The organism is Streptomyces sp. SID11385, from assembly GCF_010548245.1.
In the GTDB taxonomy this organism is placed as follows: Bacteria; Actinomycetota; Actinomycetes; order Streptomycetales; family Streptomycetaceae; genus Streptomyces.
The window spans coordinates 1-16,030 of record NZ_JAAGLR010001179.1; the positions used below are offsets into that span (position 1 = coordinate 1).

General features: G+C 72.5%; 21 protein-coding genes. 7 read left to right on the plus strand and 14 right to left on the minus strand.

Annotated elements, in window-relative coordinates; translation table 11 throughout:
* The 7 genes from G3I42_RS35635 to G3I42_RS35665 form a co-directional block, all read right to left on the minus strand.
* Window positions 1-540: helix-turn-helix domain-containing protein (locus G3I42_RS35635; RefSeq protein ID WP_164291782.1), on the minus strand; the 540-nt coding region annotated here is incomplete at its 3' end.
* On the minus strand, window positions 537-1,298 hold the full coding sequence (locus G3I42_RS35640; protein WP_164291783.1) for an HNH endonuclease: 762 nt from the start codon (window positions 1,296-1,298) through the stop codon (window positions 537-539). The genes G3I42_RS35635 and G3I42_RS35640, both read right to left, overlap by 4 nt.
* Window positions 1,295-2,596, minus strand: coding sequence for an AAA family ATPase (locus G3I42_RS35645; protein WP_164291784.1), 1,302 nt, complete (start codon window positions 2,594-2,596; stop codon window positions 1,295-1,297). The genes G3I42_RS35640 and G3I42_RS35645 overlap by 4 nt, the downstream gene beginning before the upstream one ends.
* Window positions 2,597-2,735: 139 nt before the next feature.
* Window positions 2,736-3,437 (minus strand): DUF4234 domain-containing protein, encoded by a 702-nt coding sequence (locus tag G3I42_RS35650; RefSeq protein ID WP_164291785.1) that lies wholly within the window; start codon window positions 3,435-3,437, stop codon window positions 2,736-2,738.
* A gap of 356 nt (window positions 3,438-3,793) precedes the next feature.
* Complete coding sequence (locus G3I42_RS35655; RefSeq protein WP_164291786.1) at window positions 3,794-3,997, minus strand: DUF397 domain-containing protein; 204 nt, start codon at window positions 3,995-3,997, stop codon at window positions 3,794-3,796.
* 43 nt (window positions 3,998-4,040) lie between these two features.
* A complete protein-coding gene (locus G3I42_RS35660; protein ID WP_164291787.1) occupies window positions 4,041-4,256 on the minus strand; it encodes a DUF397 domain-containing protein in 216 nt (71 codons plus the stop codon).
* A complete protein-coding gene (locus tag G3I42_RS35665) occupies window positions 4,253-5,104 on the minus strand; it encodes a helix-turn-helix transcriptional regulator (RefSeq protein WP_239096894.1) in 852 nt (283 codons plus the stop codon). Before G3I42_RS35665 ends, G3I42_RS35660 begins: the two co-directional genes overlap by 4 nt.
* A 207-nt stretch (window positions 5,105-5,311) precedes the next feature.
* Here G3I42_RS35665 and G3I42_RS35670 point away from each other — a divergent pair, with 207 nt between their 5' ends.
* The 3 genes from G3I42_RS35670 (at window position 5,312) to G3I42_RS35680 (ending at window position 6,785) form a co-directional block, all read left to right on the plus strand.
* Entirely contained in the window at window positions 5,312-5,749 is a 438-nt protein-coding gene (locus G3I42_RS35670; RefSeq protein ID WP_164291789.1) for an ATP-binding protein, read from the plus strand.
* On the plus strand, window positions 5,746-6,108 hold the full coding sequence (locus G3I42_RS35675) for a hypothetical protein (protein ID WP_164291790.1): 363 nt from the start codon (window positions 5,746-5,748) through the stop codon (window positions 6,106-6,108). The genes G3I42_RS35670 and G3I42_RS35675 overlap by 4 nt, the downstream gene beginning before the upstream one ends.
* Before the next feature lie 224 nt (window positions 6,109-6,332).
* Window positions 6,333-6,785, plus strand: a complete 453-nt coding sequence (locus tag G3I42_RS35680; protein WP_164291791.1) for a hypothetical protein — start codon at window positions 6,333-6,335, stop codon at window positions 6,783-6,785.
* Window positions 6,786-6,864: 79 nt separating this feature from the next.
* Here the strand turns inward: G3I42_RS35680 and G3I42_RS35685 are convergent, their stop codons facing one another.
* The 4 genes from G3I42_RS35685 to G3I42_RS35700 form a co-directional block, all read right to left on the minus strand.
* A complete protein-coding gene (locus G3I42_RS35685; RefSeq protein WP_164291792.1) occupies window positions 6,865-7,806 on the minus strand; it encodes an aminoglycoside phosphotransferase family protein in 942 nt (313 codons plus the stop codon).
* A 92-nt stretch (window positions 7,807-7,898) separates the two neighbouring features.
* Window positions 7,899-9,230, minus strand: a complete 1,332-nt coding sequence (locus G3I42_RS35690) for a hypothetical protein (protein ID WP_164291793.1) — start codon at window positions 9,228-9,230, stop codon at window positions 7,899-7,901.
* A gap of 210 nt (window positions 9,231-9,440) precedes the next feature.
* On the minus strand, window positions 9,441-10,019 hold the full coding sequence (locus G3I42_RS35695; RefSeq protein WP_164291794.1) for a TetR/AcrR family transcriptional regulator: 579 nt from the start codon (window positions 10,017-10,019) through the stop codon (window positions 9,441-9,443).
* A gap of 98 nt (window positions 10,020-10,117) precedes the next feature.
* Window positions 10,118-10,639, minus strand: a complete 522-nt coding sequence (locus G3I42_RS35700) for a DUF2199 domain-containing protein (protein WP_164291795.1) — start codon at window positions 10,637-10,639, stop codon at window positions 10,118-10,120.
* A gap of 414 nt (window positions 10,640-11,053) precedes the next feature.
* Between G3I42_RS35700 and G3I42_RS35705 the strand changes: the two genes are divergently transcribed.
* Window positions 11,054-11,743: a DUF4232 domain-containing protein gene (locus G3I42_RS35705; protein ID WP_164291796.1), complete on the plus strand. Its 690-nt coding sequence runs from the start codon at window positions 11,054-11,056 to the stop codon at window positions 11,741-11,743.
* A gap of 1 nt (window position 11,744) precedes the next feature.
* Here G3I42_RS35705 and G3I42_RS35710 read toward each other — a convergent pair whose 3' ends face one another.
* A complete protein-coding gene (locus tag G3I42_RS35710) occupies window positions 11,745-12,377 on the minus strand; it encodes a nucleotidyltransferase family protein (protein ID WP_164291797.1) in 633 nt (210 codons plus the stop codon).
* Between the two features lie 100 nt (window positions 12,378-12,477).
* Entirely contained in the window at window positions 12,478-13,095 is a 618-nt protein-coding gene (locus G3I42_RS35715; RefSeq protein WP_164291798.1) for an NAD(P)H-dependent oxidoreductase, read from the minus strand.
* A gap of 113 nt (window positions 13,096-13,208) precedes the next feature.
* On the opposite strand from G3I42_RS35715, the gene G3I42_RS35720 reads away from it, so the two are divergent.
* Window positions 13,209-14,093 (plus strand): helix-turn-helix transcriptional regulator, encoded by an 885-nt coding sequence (locus tag G3I42_RS35720; RefSeq protein ID WP_164291799.1) that lies wholly within the window; start codon window positions 13,209-13,211, stop codon window positions 14,091-14,093.
* Window positions 14,094-14,178: 85 nt separating this feature from the next.
* Here G3I42_RS35720 and G3I42_RS35725 read toward each other — a convergent pair whose 3' ends face one another.
* On the minus strand, window positions 14,179-14,823 hold the full coding sequence (locus G3I42_RS35725) for an NAD(P)H-dependent oxidoreductase (protein WP_164291800.1): 645 nt from the start codon (window positions 14,821-14,823) through the stop codon (window positions 14,179-14,181).
* 174 nt (window positions 14,824-14,997) lie between these two features.
* On the opposite strand from G3I42_RS35725, the gene G3I42_RS35730 reads away from it, so the two are divergent.
* Together G3I42_RS35730 and G3I42_RS35735 are read left to right on the plus strand one after the other, a co-directional pair.
* Window positions 14,998-15,417 (plus strand): helix-turn-helix domain-containing protein, encoded by a 420-nt coding sequence (locus G3I42_RS35730; RefSeq protein ID WP_164291801.1) that lies wholly within the window; start codon window positions 14,998-15,000, stop codon window positions 15,415-15,417.
* Window positions 15,418-15,523: 106 nt separating this feature from the next.
* Entirely contained in the window at window positions 15,524-16,015 is a 492-nt protein-coding gene (locus G3I42_RS35735) for a nucleotidyltransferase family protein (RefSeq protein WP_164291802.1), read from the plus strand.
* The last annotated feature ends 15 nt before the right edge of the window (window positions 16,016-16,030 follow it).

The window sequence follows — 16,030 nt, forward strand, 5'->3', positions numbered from 1 at the left end:
CTCGGGCCCCTCGGCGAAGCGGCGCAGGGTCGCGACCGCGGCGCCGCTGGCGAGCGCCCCACGCGCCCCGAACCCGTCCGCCACCGCGAGCAGCCGCGCCCCGGCGTGCACGGCGTCCTGGTTCTCGTCCCGTACGAGCCCCCGGTCGCTCACCCCCGCGCACCGCAAACCGAACGCGGGCCCCGGGGCCGGCTCGGCGACGAAGGCGGCAGAGTCAGCGAGCGAGTGGGCGACGAAGGCCGCCAGCTCACCCCGTACCGCCGTCTCCGCCTCGACCCCGCGCCACCACCCCCGCACCGCCTCCGCAGCCGCCCCCGGTTCCATCGCGACGACCTCCCCCACCCGCGCGAGAGGCATCCCGACCCGCCGCAACCACCCGACGAGCCGCGCCCGTTCGACCTGCGCCCCCGCGTAGTACCGGTACCCGGTGACGGGATCGACCCACGCGGGCACGACCAGCCCCATACGGTCGTACAACCGCAAAGCCTTCACCGAAAGCCGCGAGACCCGCGCGAATTCCCCGATCGGCAGCAGACTCATGGGGCCCATCCTGCCGTCCACCGCGCCCACGGGCCGCCCTCGGCCTTCCACGCGTCGAGCGCGGGGACGGTCAGGGGGCCGACGACGATCAGGGCGACCGCCGGGGTGAGCCGGGCCATGACGTGCACGACGTCGACGAAGGGGGAGTCGAGCAGCGCCTGGGCCACCCGCGCGGCCTCCCGGGCGGCTTCGTGGTCGGCCTGCTTGCGGAGCTGGTGCCAGTCGCGCAGGTTCGAGCGGGCCCGGTGGAAGGCGTCCTGCCGCCCCTTGACCAGGTCGGGACGGTTGAGACCGAACACCTCGATCGTCTCCTCGCCCTTGGCCGAGTCCGCGACCGCCGCGTACTCGCCCGTGTGCAGCAGGAGTCGCAGGTGGTCGGCGGGGTCCTCGGCGGTGGGATCGACCAGAAGACAGTTCCCGTCCCCGTCCACCGGGTACTGCTCGCGCTTGGCGTTGCTGTTGCAGTGCGAACAGGCCAGCAGGTGGTTGAGCCACTCGAAGGCCCGTAACGGGGCCCGCTCCAGCGGCTCGAAGTGGTCGATGTCGGTGGCGCGGCTGTCGTCGCAGTACATGCACCGGACCGCGCCACGCGCCATCCCCTCCAGCGCCGTCCGCACGTGCTTCTTGGGCGCGTGCGCCCTCTCCCACTCCGTACGGGCCGCGCGCGAGGTCCCGCCGGCCTCCTCGACGTTCCGCGTCCGCCGTGCCAGCAGGTCGCGCGCCTGCTCCGGGACGGGCACGCGCGGGAGCCGGATCACCGCTCGGGTTCGCCTTCCAGGCGCGCCGACACCTCGGCCACTCTGCTCTCCAGCGAACTCGTCAGCAGGTCGCTCAGCTCCTGGTACTCCGCGATCTCCCCGGCCGTCGCCGTCTCCGCGTACACCTTCCGCTCCAGTGCCACGAGCCGCCGCCTCCGCTCCTCGGCGCGGGTGGAGTACGGCGTCTCCAGGCCGAAGAGTTCCGAGAGCACGGCGTCGTCGCCGCTCCCGTACACGACCCGCCGGTACAGGTCCTCGTCCACCACCGCCGGAGGCGCCTGCTCCTCGGGCCCCGGCAGCCGGATCAGCCCGCCCTCGTCGGCGGCCTGGCAGATGTACGGGCTGTGGCTGGTGACGATGAACTGGATGTGCGGGAAGTGCTCACGGAGCCAGCCGGAGATCCGGCGTTGCCACGTCACGTGCAGATGGGCGTCGACCTCGTCGATGAGGACGACGCCGGGATGGGTGAGGGCGATGCCGCCGGAGGGGGTGGCCTCGGTGCGCAAGGGGCCGTGCGTGGCGTGCAGTTGACGTACGAGGTCGAGGACGAGGGCGGCGACGGTGCGGTAGCCGTCGCTCATCTCGCGCAGCGGGAACCCTGGCCCGTCGTCCCCGGCCTCGCGCACCCAGAGGCCGTCGGCGGTGACGCGCTGGATCTGGTAGCGGTCGGGGAGGAGCCCGTCGCCGAGGAGGGTGAGGACTTGGTCGAGCAGGCGCCTGGATTCCCCGCGCTCGGGGTCCTCCTCGTACGAGCGCAGGCGCAGGTCGATGAGCCAGGAGACGCCCTCGGCGAGCGAGGCGTCCTCGTGGAAGAGGGTGGCGAGGCGGTTGCCAGGACCTTGGGCCGTCATGAGCCGTTGGGCTTCGCTCGATCCGCCGGAGAGCCGGCGGAAGGGACCGTAACCGGCGTAGAACCAGGCGTTCGAGTGCCCGGGCCAGGACGTCTCGGTAGCGCCCTGCCAGTGCAGCGCCTCCGCGTCCTGCGGGTTCGTGCGGTCCGGGTTGCGCCACAACAGCACCCTGAGCGAGGACTTCTCCTTCGGCTTCGGTCCGGCCTCGACCGTCACCTCCCCGGTACTGGCGCCACCGCTGACCCATCCGGCGATGCTCGGCACCAGCGCCCTCGCCACACCCGGCCCGCCCAGCACCAACGCCACCGCCTGGAGCAACGTCGACTTCCCCGCCCCGTTCCGCCCCGCCAGCACGGTCCAGCCACCCCGCCCCGCGAGGCGCAGGTCGACGGCGCGCGCGCCGCTGAAGCCCTTGATGCCGTCGAGCTGGACCCTCGTGATGTACACCGGCGCTCCGCTTCCGTTCCCGTCCGTCCCGCTGCGATACACCAGATTCGCACGGAGACCGCGTGGACGACGTTTCGGCGTGCTCCGGCCTTCGGCTCGGCTCGGAGCACGCCTCCCCGGACGGGCGGCGGGTCGCCGCTCAGGCGCTGACGGGCTCCCTGCGGCGGCTGGGTTCGGCGAAGCGCAAGGCGGAGAGGACGGCGTCCTCGGTGTCGTGAAACTCGGGATAGGTACGGTCGGGGTCGACGTGCAGCCGGTAGTCCCAGACGATGCCGAAGATGCCCAGCGTGCAGAGCGTCAGCACGAAGTGCGCCGCGAACGAGCGGTGCGTCTCCGCCACCGGTTCGAAGTGCAGCGGGTAGTCGACGATGCCGAGCCGCATCCAGATCACGCTGAGCCGTTCGTCGAAGTCCTGCTCGATCTCCTGCGCGTCCCACCAGAACCGCATGAGCCGCCGCGCGGAGACCAGGCCCCAGATGCCCAGCGTGATCCACGCGAGGAAGAGGGAGAGCCCCGGCCGCAGGCGGTGGTGTTCTTGGGCGAGCCGCTGACGCGTCTCGCGGTGCAGGTCGTCGAGCGCCGCGCGCGCCTCGTCCTCGTGGCCGCTGCGGCGGGCGTACTCACGCGTCGCGGTGATCACGGCGTCGTAGTAATGGATCTTTCTCTCGCGGAAGGCGTCGGTCCGCGCCAGCCGTTGGTAGAAGACGACGCTCGGATAGATCCCGAAGGTCACCCAGGAGAGCAGGAAGAAGTAGATTCCCCACCCCACGAGGACGCGGTCGGTTCTCCGGCGCTCGTGCACGAAGCGGTCGACTTGCTGCACCGTTTCCATTTGCCTCATGGCAGGCTCCCGGTCGAGTGCCCCCCTCGGCGCGACGCGGCGTCACCACATGCGACGCGAAGTGTCCATGCGCTTATGCCTATTCATCCACCGTACGCCGCTTCGGCCGTCCTCTCGACGGGAGCGGGCGGCAGGGGCCGGAGGGGTACGGGACGCTGGGGCCGATGTCTCGCCCAGCCCCGGCGGCCGCCCGCGACTTCGGCCGGTCGCGGCCCTTTCCGTCCCGTCGCTACCAGCCGTGGAGCCCGGGGTGGTTCGGAGTGGGTGAGTGCTCACTAACCCCGGAGGTAGGGGGCGGGGACTGCTGCCGGAAGTCGCGGAGGTCGCCATTCCCGGGGGCGGGACGCCTCGCCGGGTCAACTCCGGCCCGTCACGCTCGCCAGGAAGGTGGTGAAGGCGGCGGGGGTGAGGAGGAGGGCCGGGCCGGGGATGTGCTTGGAGTCGCGGAGGACGATGGCGGCGCGGGTGGCGCGGAGGTCGGCGAACTCGACGCACTGGTTGGTGGCCTGGCTGTACGGGGACTTCTGCCAACGGGCCGGTTCGATCTCGGGCGCGGTCATACGTGGAGGCTGTCCGCGCCGCGAGATCGTTATGCCTGCCGGGTCAGGCTCGGTCGCTCAGGCCCGTTACGAGGGCGGTGAAAGCGGCGGGGGCGACGAGGAGGACGGGCCCGGGGACGTTCTTGGAGTCCCGGAGCCCGATGGCGGCGTGGGTGGCGCGGAGGTCGGCGAACTCGACGCACTGGCCGGTGTCGCCGCTGTGTGAGGACTTCCGCCAGTTTGCTCCGCCGTGCTCGTCCTGGCCGTGCCTCGTGCTCACTTGTGCAGCCTTTCCAGGTGCTGGCGCAAAAGCTCACGCGTCTCGCTAAAAGGGAGCGCGACTTTCGCAATCGACTCAAATTCACCGGACTGGAAAGCTACCAGGTCGGCATCCTCCGTATGGAAGCCGCCCGAGGGACCGTCGACGCTGGCCACCGACGCCCAGGGGTGCCTGAAGTCGAGCAGGGTGGTGGCACCGTTCGAGCCGTACTTCGGGTGCGCGGTGAGCGGAAGTACCTGGAGGTCGATGTTGGGCATGTCGGATACGTCGAGGAGTCGGCGCAACTGGTCAGGCATGATGCCCGGGTTGTTCTCGAACCTGGGGTAAAGCGCTGCCTCAGGAACGATGGCGTGCAGACGCGTGAGGTGGCCAAGCACCGATTGCCGCGCGAGGCGCAGGTTGATCAGCATCCCCACCTGCCGAGGGTTCAGGCGCGATTCGTGAGAGATGATCTCCCGCATGTAGGCGGGGGATTGGAGCAAGCCCGGCACCACGGAGTAGTGCTGCACGCGGATGCTGTCCGCCTCCGCCTCCATCTGGACGAAGTCCAGTAGGTCCGCCTGGACGTGCCCCGTGTACGGCACCCACCACCCCGCCCCCGCCGGCTCCTCCGCCGCGAGGGCGACCTCCTCGATGCCGGGCTCGTCGTCCACGCCGAGCTTGGCCGCGAAGGCTCGTACCTCCTCGCTGCTCACTCGGTACGTGCCGCGTTCGATGCGGCTCAGGCGCGTGATGTCCCAGCCCATCAGCTTCGCGGCGTTACCGCTCTTCATCGGGCCGCGCCAGCGACGCAGTTGGGCGCCAACTCGCCGCCTTTTGATGGTCGGTACCGCTCTTTTCTGAACCATGGCCGCATTCTGGCACGCCGCCAACTCATCTTTCTATCCGCACATTTGAACGGGACACTCGCAATCGCGTGAATCCATTGCCGGGAGCCCGCCAAAAGACGCATGCTTATTTCCCGCTGGGGTCGGAGCCTTCGGCACACACCCTCGCGTGCCCTTCAACTCCCCCCGCCCCTCCCTCGGAGGGTCCGGCACGAGGACGTGATCTCCATGACCGTCGTATGTTCGAGCGGCCCCGCCGCTCCCCGCACGCAGTGGACGGGTGAGTTCGCCCCCGTGCTGGTGTCGGTGCCGGAGGCGCGGCAGACCTTGAGGCGGGTGCTGCCCAGGCTCGGGGTCGGGTGCGGCGAGTTGGCGTCGCTGACCGTGTCGGAGCTGATGGCGAACGCCGTCGTGCACGGGGGCGGGACGCGGCCGTTGCTGCTCCTCGTCGCCGTCGAGGCGAACCGTTCCGTGCTGATCGCGGTGACGGACAACAGTCCACGGATTCCGGGGCGTTGTGCGATGCCGGACGGGGAGGCCGAGGCGGGGCGGGGGCTGGCGCTGCTGCGGTTGTTCGGGGTGCGGGTGAGCTGGGACGTGGACGGGGACGGGCGGAAGCGGACGCGGGCCGTGGTGCCGGGGGCGACGGACGGGCGGCGGCTGTGAGGGCGCGGCCGATAGGGCGGGGCCGTACGGGGCGGGAACTGCGCCGTCTGCGGGACCTCGCCGAACGGGTGCTGGGCCTGGTCCCCGTACCGCCGCCGGACCCCCGTACCCAAGAGGCGCGCCTGTTACGGGGCTTGCGGCTCCTGGCGGCGGCGACCGCCGAGCACCCCCACCCGGCGGTGGCCCGCCTCTCCCGCACGGCGGCCCGTCATGCCCGTACGGAGACCCCCGCGACCCCCGCCCGCCTCCGCACCCTCGCCCTCCTGTCCCTCGCCCTCCTCGACGCCTTCCCCGCCCCGGCCGCCGAACCGCCCCGTCGAGGGTGCGGGGCCGTCAGGCGCGCACGGCTCTGGAGATGAGCCCGCAGGCTCCCTGCCGAAGCGCCCTCGCACCACGAGAGCGCGTCCCGCCGACACGGACACCGGCCCGCTTACACGCATCCCCAAGCGGTGGGCAACAGGGCATATCGGGTCACCGCGCGATGAGATCAAGCCTCTTCCGCTGGCCTTGGGCGCGGTTCCTTCGCGCAGGGGCAGGGACGGTCCGCAGGTGCGCCACAGTCGGCGAGTTGAAGGAGAAGTGGATGAGTGTCATCGTCAGGCGTCTCGGCGACTCCCTGCCGCCCGGCTTCACCGACTTCGCTGATTTCTTCACGAGTTGGGAAGACGCCTTCTGGGACTACCGGGAGGGCGACGTCAAGAACGACTACAACTCCATTGTCTTCGGGGGAACATCCCCTGCGGACCAGCTGGAGATCATGAACCAGCCCGAGTTCCGGTTGCTGCACCATCTGCTTCCGGCGGGCACGACGCCAGTGGGGGCGTTCTGCCAGATCTACTCCTTGAAGTACCGACGGGAGATGCAGACAACGGGCATCTCCGGTCTCTACACGATCAAGTTCACACTGTGGCCCCACGTCTCCGCGCAACCGCTGGGCTCACTGTCGACGGACTTCGAGTACAAGCTGTACGACAGCGAAAGGGGGACCGTGCCCGTCACCGTCGCCCTTCCGCCCCTCGTCCTGATGCCCGCCTGATCCGGCAGCCGGTCTGCTCCTCTGCCCGCGACAGGCCGGGCAGAGGACCTGCGGGGCTCAGCTCCTCGGTACGGTGGCGTCACGCCCCGCCCGGCGGGGAACCGGCCGCCGTCGACCCCACGCCCGCGTCCGCCAGGACGTTGCGGAGGCGGGTCACGCACTCCGCCGCGAAGTCCGGGAGCGTTTCCCAGTAGTACGGGATGCCCATCGCCGCGACCGCGAGGGCCCAGCCGCGGGCGCGGGACCACGTCGTGTCGTCCAGGGCGAGGGATGCGCGGTAGGCGGTGCGGGCCTGGGGCGGGAGGTCGAAGACGGGGGAGTGTTCGGCGTCGGGGAGGCCGATCGAGAGGGTGCCGAAGTCGATGACCGCGTGCAGCCTGCCGTCCTTGACCAGCAGGTTCGCGGGGCGCAGGTCGCCGTGGAGCCAGCCTTCGGGGCCCTCGGCGTCGGGCAGCGCGAGCGCCGCTTCCCACACGTCGCGCAGCGCCGCGAGGTCGAGGCCGAGGACGTCGCCGAGCGCCGCGCAGCCGTCGAGCGCCGTCCCGGTCTCCGCCGCGATCCCCCGCAACTGGCCGCCCCGGTACCAGCTCAGCCCGTCCGCGCGCCGCGCCCCCATGAGCGGGGCGGCGCGCAACTCCCGTACGAACGAGGCAAGATCGGCCCCGAAGGCCGTCCAGTCCCGTACGGTCCCCGGCCCCGGTTCCGCCCCGTCGATCCACCGCAGCACGGCCCACGGGGCGGGGAACTCCTCGCTCGCCGTCCCGACACGCACCGGCTCGGGCACCCGATGGCCCAGGTGCGGCGCGAGCCGTGGCAGCCACGTCAGCTCCCGCGCCTGCGAGCCCCCGGGCGTACGCGGCAGCCGCACGACGTACTCGTCCCCGAGCCGGTACATGCTGTTGTCGGTCCCCGCCCCCGCGTACCGCACCGGCAGCCCTGCCCACTCGGGCATCTGCGCGGCGAGCAGCGCGCGGACGAGGGCGGGGGTCGTCGGGATCTCGTTCGGGTGGAGTGGCGGCATGGGGGGAGTGTGGCGGGGGAGGGGCGGCGCGGACCAGTGCTTTTCGGCGCCGTGCCGGTCGTGCGCCGCCACCCCGGTCGGGGGGAGTCCTGTCAGTGGGTGCCGGGAGGGGCGGTGAACGTCAGCAGGTGTCCGGGCGCGGTCCCCGCCTCCGTCGGCCCTGCGGCGCGCAGCGTGACGTACTCCGGGTAGAGGCGGCCGAGCAGCGCCAGGACGACGAGGTCCGGGTGGCCGCTCGCGTCCACCGAGGCCCCCTCGGCGGCCTCCGTCCACACGAGGCCCGGCGCGCGGAGGACGGCCGGGACGGGGCCGGTACGGGGCGCGTCGCTGCCGGCCCCGGCCTCGCTGCCGCTGCCGGTGGGGGCGCCGCTGTCGTTCCCGCCGTCCGCGACGCGCTTCGCGTAGCGGTGGCCGCGCAGGGCCTGGCCGAGGTCGACGCGGGTGGTGGTGCCGTCGACGGTGACCTCGATACGGGCGGTACGGGCGCCGTCGGCGAGCGGGCCGGGACGGGTACGGGCGGTGAGCGGGCTCCGTGCGGGGCCCGTGGGCGGCAGGTCCTCGACGAGGGTGCGGGGAGCGGCGTAGTAGTCCTCCGCCTCGGGTACGTACGTGGCCGTCGCGGTCGTGGCGTCGGCGTGCGCCGGGGCCGGGCGCCAGGTCAGCAGGTGCCTGGGGGCGGTCAGGGGTGGCTGGTCGAGTACGGCGGGCAGGGCGGTGCCTGCGGCGTTCTCGAAGCCGTAACCGGCCGGGCCCGAGGTGCCGGTGACGACGTGGCGCGCGAAGTCCACGACGGCGGAGTGCCTGACGCGGCGCACCAGCAGCTCGGTGAGGAACGCGTCGCGGGCCGCCTCGGTGTGCCGCAGGCCGGTCGGCGTGACCAGGAGCGGCACGTCCTGCCAGTTGGTGAAGGGCAGCAAAGCGTCCCGGAGCAGGACCACCTGGTGCAGCCACTCGTTGTAGAGCTGCATCGTGACGGGTCCGCCGCGACGGCCCATGAGCAGGTCCGTGGCGGGCGGGGTGAGCAGGTGCCCGTAGCAGTGGCTGCGGACGACCAGCGGTCCGGCGGGCAGCGGCAGCCGGTCGCCGAGCAGGCGGTCCAGGGCCGCACCGGCCCAGGTGGCGAGCTGCCCGCCGATCGTCCGTGCCTGCGCGGCGAGTTCGCGCGCCCCCTCGTCGCTGTCGGGGCCGATGGACAGGGGCAGGGAGCTTTCCCGGGTGCCGAGCGCGAGGGTCGCGCGGATCTGCGCGTCCAGCACCTCGCGGTCGGCGTGGGTGAGGGCGTTGTCGTCGATGACGCCCTGGAGCAACGGCTCGATGGCGGTGAGGAACGCGCGGGCGGTGAGGGCCGCGCCGGCTTCGGGGAAGGTGTTCCAGCGACTGCCGCCGAGAGCGGCGGCGGGGTCCGTGGTGGGCAGGGAGGTCATGGGAGCGAACCTTTCTGGATCGAGCGTTACGTTTTGAGGACGTGAAAAAGCCGGCCAGACCGTGAATCGCTCGGCCGGGTCCTGCATGACGGAGCCGGGGTGCGAATAACGCGGGGTGGGCCGTGCATGACTCGCCCCGGGCGGGCGCGACTCGTCGGCCGTGTGTGACTCGCCCCGGCCGGGCGTGACTCGGCCCGGGCCGTGAAGGGCTCAGTCGAGTGCGGCGAGGGCGACGTCCACGAGGGGTTCGAGGGCGCGGGTGTCGGGGGTGATCTTGGCGGAGACGAGCAGTCCGTTCAGGAAGGTGACGAGGTAGGCGGCCAGTGTGTGCGGGTCGTGACGGGGCTCGATCTCGCCGCGTTCCGTCGCGGCGCGCAGCACCTCGGTGAGTGCCTCCCGGCTGGCGTCCTGCATGTCCCGGAGGGCGTGCCGGACGTCCGCGCTCGCGGGCAGGCGTTCGCAGGCGGCGTTGACCGCCAGGCAGCCCCGGCCGCCGCCCTCGACGGCGATACGGACCCGCTCGACCAGCATCGAACGGATCACCGTCCGGGCGCCCGTCCCCTCCTCCAGCGTGCGCAGGGCGGCGGCGGCCAGGGTGGTGCGGTAGTGCGTGAGCGCGGCCCGGTAAAGCCCCTCCTTGCCGCCGAAGGCGGCGTACAGGGAGCCCTGGCCGATCCCCAGCTCGCGCGTCAGGTCGCGCACCGAGGTGGCCTCGTACCCGTGCGTCCAGAACAGCTCCATGGCGCGGCACACCGCCGCCTCCGTGTCGAACTCCCGCGTTCTTGCCATGGCTTCACCGTAAGCTATCTGGAGCGAGCGTTCAAGAAAGAGGTTGGGGTCCTCGGCGGGACGCCTCGCGCGCCGCCGTCAGTGCGCGGGCGCCGCCGTCAGTGCGCGGGCGGCTCCGTCGGTTCCTTCGGCGCCGCCAGCTCCCGTACGCGGTCCCTCCCGATCCCCTCCCGTTGCTCCACCGCGAGCGGGTGTGCGGTCGGTTCCAGCTCGACGAGGGGGCGTGCGCCGACGGGGCGGGTGTGGACGTGGGTCTTGAGGTTGAGGGTGGTGGGGGAGTACGCCGGCAGCTCCGTGCTCAGCCACCCGAAGTACGACGGCTCGGCCTCGCGGCCCGGGGTATCCCAACGGTCACTCATCCGACCGAAGTTGGTGCGGCTGAGGGAGACCCACACACCCCACGAGAAGACCTCGTCCGTCCCTTGCACGGGTATCTCGATCAACCCCCGCACGAAGTAGTGCTCCGCGTTGATGACGCACTGGTCCGAGGAGAGCAGGCAGCCGGGCGCCGACTCCATCCCGGGGAGCCAGTAGTGGGGCGCGGGGGCGGCGTGGTGCAGCGGCATCCCGGCGTGCGGTGTGCCGCAGGTGGTGCAGATGAAGCCGGGGGCGGAGGTCATGGCGGGGAGCGTAGTAGGGGCGGCTGACAGGGGGAGTGGGTGAGGGATCGGGACGCGTGCCGGCTGGGGCGCCGGTCTCGCTGTGAGGCGTGCGTGAGGGGTGTGGGGATGGTGCGTGTGGAGGAGGCGGGGCAAGTTCTGGGGTGTCACGGGATCGTTCCGGTCGTACGGGGGTGGCGTGCGCGGTTCCCGCGTCGTTTCGCGGGGCCGGAACCGGCCGTGCGGTGCGGGACGGCCCTGGCTTCTGCCGGGCGAGGGCGCTCGGCTCGCGGCGCCGTGTCGTCGCGCCACCTCCTTGGGGCGCGCTGGTGCGTGTCACAGGCATGTATGAGAGGGGTGCGGGGCGGAACGGTTCCGGGTGGTCCCGTGGTCCTCTTGATCAGGAAGGCGCACCGAACGAACGAAGGAAGTCTCATGCGGGCCAAGAAGCTCACCCTCGCCGCCGTCGCGCTCCTCGCGGGGCTCTCGCTCACCGCCTGTGAGGGCGGCTCCGGCGACAACGCCGCCGGGGGCGACTCCTCGTCCGCCGCCACGGGCCAGGCGGCGGACTCCGGCAGCGGTGGGGCTTCCGGGAGTGGCGGTACGGGCGGGGCCAAGGCGGCCGGGACCGCGAACGGCTCCTCGGGCTCCGACTCCGGGTCCGGCTCCGGGTCCGCCTCCGGTGGCGACGAGCCCCGGGGCAGCGGCGGCGGCCAGATCACCGCCGGGGCCTGCAAGACCGAGAACCTTGCCTTCGACACCGCGCACGGCATGGGTGAGGGAACCCTCATCGTCAGCATGCGCAACACGAGCGGCGACGCCTGCGCGCTGAAGGGCTTCCCCGGCATCGACATCCGCTCCGACGAGGCCGGGGCCCCGCTCAGCGCCGAGCGCAGCGGCATGACGCCGCCCGCCGTCGCCCTCAAGCCCGGTGACACGACACGCTTCACGCTCCACTACCCGCCGAGCAAGAGCGGCAACTCCGGCGTCTTCATCAACGCCATCGACGTCACCCCGCCCAACGAGACCCACACGCAGCGCCTCTCCGTCGGCTTCAGCGTCGAGGCGGGCGCGGACAAGCCGGGCCTCCTGGTCGTGGACCCGGTGGGCGCGGGGAAGCAGTGAGCTACGCGGCCGCCCCCGGCCACGCCAGCACCCGCAGCTCGGGCCACGCCTCCCGCCACCGCGCCGCCTTCGTCTCGTACACCTCGCGCGGCGCGAGTACCGGGTTCGGTCGCAGAACGAGGCCGAAGACGTCCCCCAGGCCGTGCGGCGCGTACACCCGCCACGGCCCCCCGTCCTCCTCGGCGCGCACGCCCAGGCAGCACGTCGTCGCCGCGAAGGAGTCGATCGCCGCCTCGCTCGACGGGTACGGGGCGCACGGCACGCCGAACTTCGCCTCGTACCAGAGATGGACGCGCGCCTCGTTGCGGATCTCGACCTCGGCCGGGAGCCCCGCGAAGACCTCGCGGCCCGTCCTGATCACGGCGTCCTCGGCGGCCCAGGAGAGGTCGGAGGCATCGTGGTAGAAGAGGTCGTAGTCCCGGATGCCGTACGTGGGCGGGCGGCCGGTGACCGCGTTCCACACCGTCTGGAACACGCACCCCGCCGTCACGTACCAGCCCGGCAGCCCGAGCCCGGCCGCGCGCCGCACGACCTCGGCCAGGGTCTCGTTGCGCGCCAGGATCTCGCGCAGCGAGGTGAGTTGGGCGTCGAGAGGGAGCCGGGCGAGGGCGGCCGGGTCGGCTTCGGCGGTCATACGGGGCAGCCTCGCACGGAGCGCTGACAGCCGGGGGCGCCGCTCGGGCCGGGCCGCCCCGTCACCCCGCCCCCGCCTCGTCCTTCCCGCCTCCGCCCCGTCACCCCGGATACGCCTCCGTCTCCCGCCCCGCCCGCAGCGTCCGTGCCCACCAGCCCAGCCGGTCCAGGAGACCCATCGCGAGCGGTGCCGCCGCCGGGTCGAGGGGGAGGCCGTTCTCCCAGGCCGTGAAGTAGTTCGCGAAGGCGAGGCGGTCGCGGAGCGGGACCGCGTGGAGTTCGGTCAGGACGTTCTCCAGGTGGAGCGCCGCGTGGGCGCCGCCCGCCGCGCCGCCGTAGCTCACGAAGGCGACCGGCTTCGCCTGCCACTGCGTGAAGTGCCAGTCGATCGCGGCCTTGAGCGAGGCCGGGAAGCTGTGGTTGTACTCGGGCGTGACGAAGGCGAACGCGTCCGCCCCGGCCAGTGCCTCCGTCAGCGGGGCCATCCCGGGCGGTCGCGGGTAGGAGTCGCCCGCGTACTTGGGCGAGGAGGCGGGGAGGACGAGCGGCAGTTCGATGTCCGCGAGGTCCACGAGCCGTACGTCGAACCCCCCGTGTGTACGGGCCTGTTCGGCGAACCACGCGCCCACCGCCGGGCCGAAACGGCCCTCGCGGACGCTCGCGACGAGGACGGTGAGGACGGGAGGGCGGGCGGGGGTGCGGTCGGGTGTCCGTGTCATGCGCTCCACGGTCGTCCGGCCGCGCGCGCGGGGCCAGACCGGGCCGGGGCTGGCCCCCGCAGGGCCACCCAGCGCTCTGCCCGCGCCGGGCCGCCGTTGCCTACAGTGGCCGTATGGGCACGCCATTGGGTGACTTCGTCCGGGCCAAGCGCGACAGCATCCGTCCCGAGTCCCTCGGTCTCGCGGCGGTCCCGCGCGGGCGCGCTCCGGGGCTGCGCCGCATCGACCTCGCGGGGCGCGCGGGCATCAGCGTCGAGTACCTGACCCGTATCGAGCAGGGCCGGGACCGCAACCCGTCCCCGGCCGTCGTCAACGCCCTGGCGGACGGCCTGAGTCTGGACCAGGGCGAACGCGCGCACCTGCGGCACCTCGCGAAGATCACCACCGCGAACTGCCCGGGGCGTACGCGCCCGGAGCCGCCCCCGCGCGAAGTCCGCCCCACGGTCCTCGCCACGCTGCGACTCCTCGCCCCGGCACCGGCGTACGTCACCAACCGGCTCGGCGACGTCCTCGCCCACACCCCCGGCTTCGCCGCCCTGCTCGCCCCCAGCGGTCTCCTGGACACCCCCGCCCCCAACCTGACCCGCTACGTCTTCACCGATCCGCGCGCCCGCGCCACTTTCCCCGACTGGGACCGGCTCGCCGACGAACTCGCCTTCGACATCGGCCTCGGCCCCTCCGCGAGCGCGTCCGCCTGGTTCGCGAGCGTGCTGGAGGCGGAAGCGGGACCGGAGTTCACCCGCCGGGTGCACCGCCACCTCCCCCCGCCCCGCCACCCGCTCCATCTCGCCCACCCCGAGGACGGCGCCCTGCTCTGGCACCGCGAGCACCTCGAACTCAGCCCACCGGAAGGCCAGTTCATCGTCGTCCTGCTCCCGGCGGACGCGACGACGGAACGCGTGGCGGAGCGCCTGGCGGAGGGACTGGCTGAGCGCGCGGCGGAGCGTGCGGCGGACGGGTCGGGGCGCGGTCGCCCGCACCTGCGTGCCGTGAACTGACCGTCCCCCGCGCCCGGAACGGCCGACGGCCCGCCCGAGTCCCCTGACGAGGACCCGGGCGGCGGCCGGGCCGGCCGGAGTCGCGTCAGGCGGCGCGCTGCTTGCCGAAGGTCGTGGCGAGCGTGCGGGCCTTGTCGTGGGCCGCCGCCAGGGACGCCTCGTGCAGGGGGAGGAGCGAGGACATGGCCGGATTGGTGGTGGCCATGGTCAGCTCGGATATCACCGTGGTGACGTCCAGGCCGAGGAGGTGGTCGTGGCCGAGAACGGCTTCCAGCGTGGGCACCACGTAGTCGAAGCCCTCGTTGGGAGTGCCGGGGCCGTAACCGCCGCCCCGGGCGGAGATCAGCACGGCCGGGCGGCCCGCGACCGGTGAGAGGCCGCCGGAGATCATGGTGCGGCCCGTGACGATGATCTGGTCCAGCCAGGCCTTGAACACCGAGGGCATCGACAGGTTGTACATCGGTACCGTGAACAAGTAGGCGCTGGCGCCCAGGAGTTCGTCGATCAGTTCGTCCTGGATCGCGAGCGCCTTCGCCTGCTCGGGAGTGTGCAGGGCGGGTTCGGTGACGCGGGCCGTGACGCCCGCGGCGCTCAGGTGCGGCACCGGTGAGGCGGCGAGGTCACGGTGCACGACCGGACCCTCCCACTGATCGCGGAAGGACTGGGCGACCTGACGGGAGAAGGACGCCTCGCCGAGCGCGGAGGAGTCGATGTGCAGCAGGTACGACATGGCTGGTGTGCCTTTCGCGGAGACGGGGATGCGGGACGAGGTGCCGGGTCGGGCGCGGCTGAAACCTCAGCCTTCCTGGCCTGACCTGCAATTCCTCTTATTTGTTCGTAGCGCCATGATGCGTCAGTATGGAAGCCGGTACAAAAGGCACACGCGTGTGCGCGACGGAGAGGAATGGGTGCCATGCAGGACAGCACGGATACGGAGATGGCTGCCGTGAGCGGGCCGTGCGCGCGCATCCCCGCCGACCGCATGCCTTTCGTCCGCCAGATCCTCGACCGGGTCGGCGACAAATGGAGCATGCTGATCGTCGCCGTCCTGGAGGACGGCCCCTTGCGCTACACCGATCTCCAGCGCCGGATTCCGGGCGTCTCGCAGCGCATGCTCACCCACACGCTGCGCCAGCTCCGGGAGGACGGCCTCATCACGCGCACGGCCTACGCCGAGGTGCCGCCGCGGGTGGAGTACGCCCTCGCCCCGCTCGGCCGGGGCCTGCACGAGGTCGTGGCGAGGCTGATCGACTGGGTCACCGAGCACCACGACGAAGTCCGCGCCAACCGCGGCGAGGCCGGTACCACCGCGGTCCGCTCCTGACCGGCCGTGCGGGCCGCACGGCTCGTACGGAGCGGACGCACCCCCGCGGAAACGCGCTCGCCGCCCCCGCGCCCCGCGCCTACCCTCTCCGGGTGATGACCTCGTGATGACCGCTGAGCACGTCCTCGCTCTCCTCGCCCTGCTGCGCCGCGCCGGCGCGGACGTCTGGATCGCGGGCGGGTGGGGCGTCGACGCGCTGCTCGGCGAGCGGACCCGTACCCACCAGGACCTCGACCTCGCCTTCCGCCGCGAGGACGAAGCGGCGATCGTGGCCGCGCTCGCGGCGGACGGCTTCGCGGAGACGGAGGACCAGCGGCCCGTACGGCACGTCATGACCGCCGCCGACGGCCGCGCGGTGGACCTGCACCCGCTCGTCTTCGCGGCGGACGGCTCGGCGTGGCAGGAGTCCTTCGTGCCCGGCCGGCCCTTCCCGTACCCGGCCGACTGCTTCGTGACGGGCACGATCGCCGGAACGCCGGTCCCGTGCCTCTCGGTGGCCCAGCAGGTCCTCTTCCACACCGGCTACGCACCGAGGCCGCACGACGTGGCCGACATGGAGCGGCTGCGGCGGGCGTTCGGGGTGCGGACCCCGTACTGAACCGCTGCCGCATCC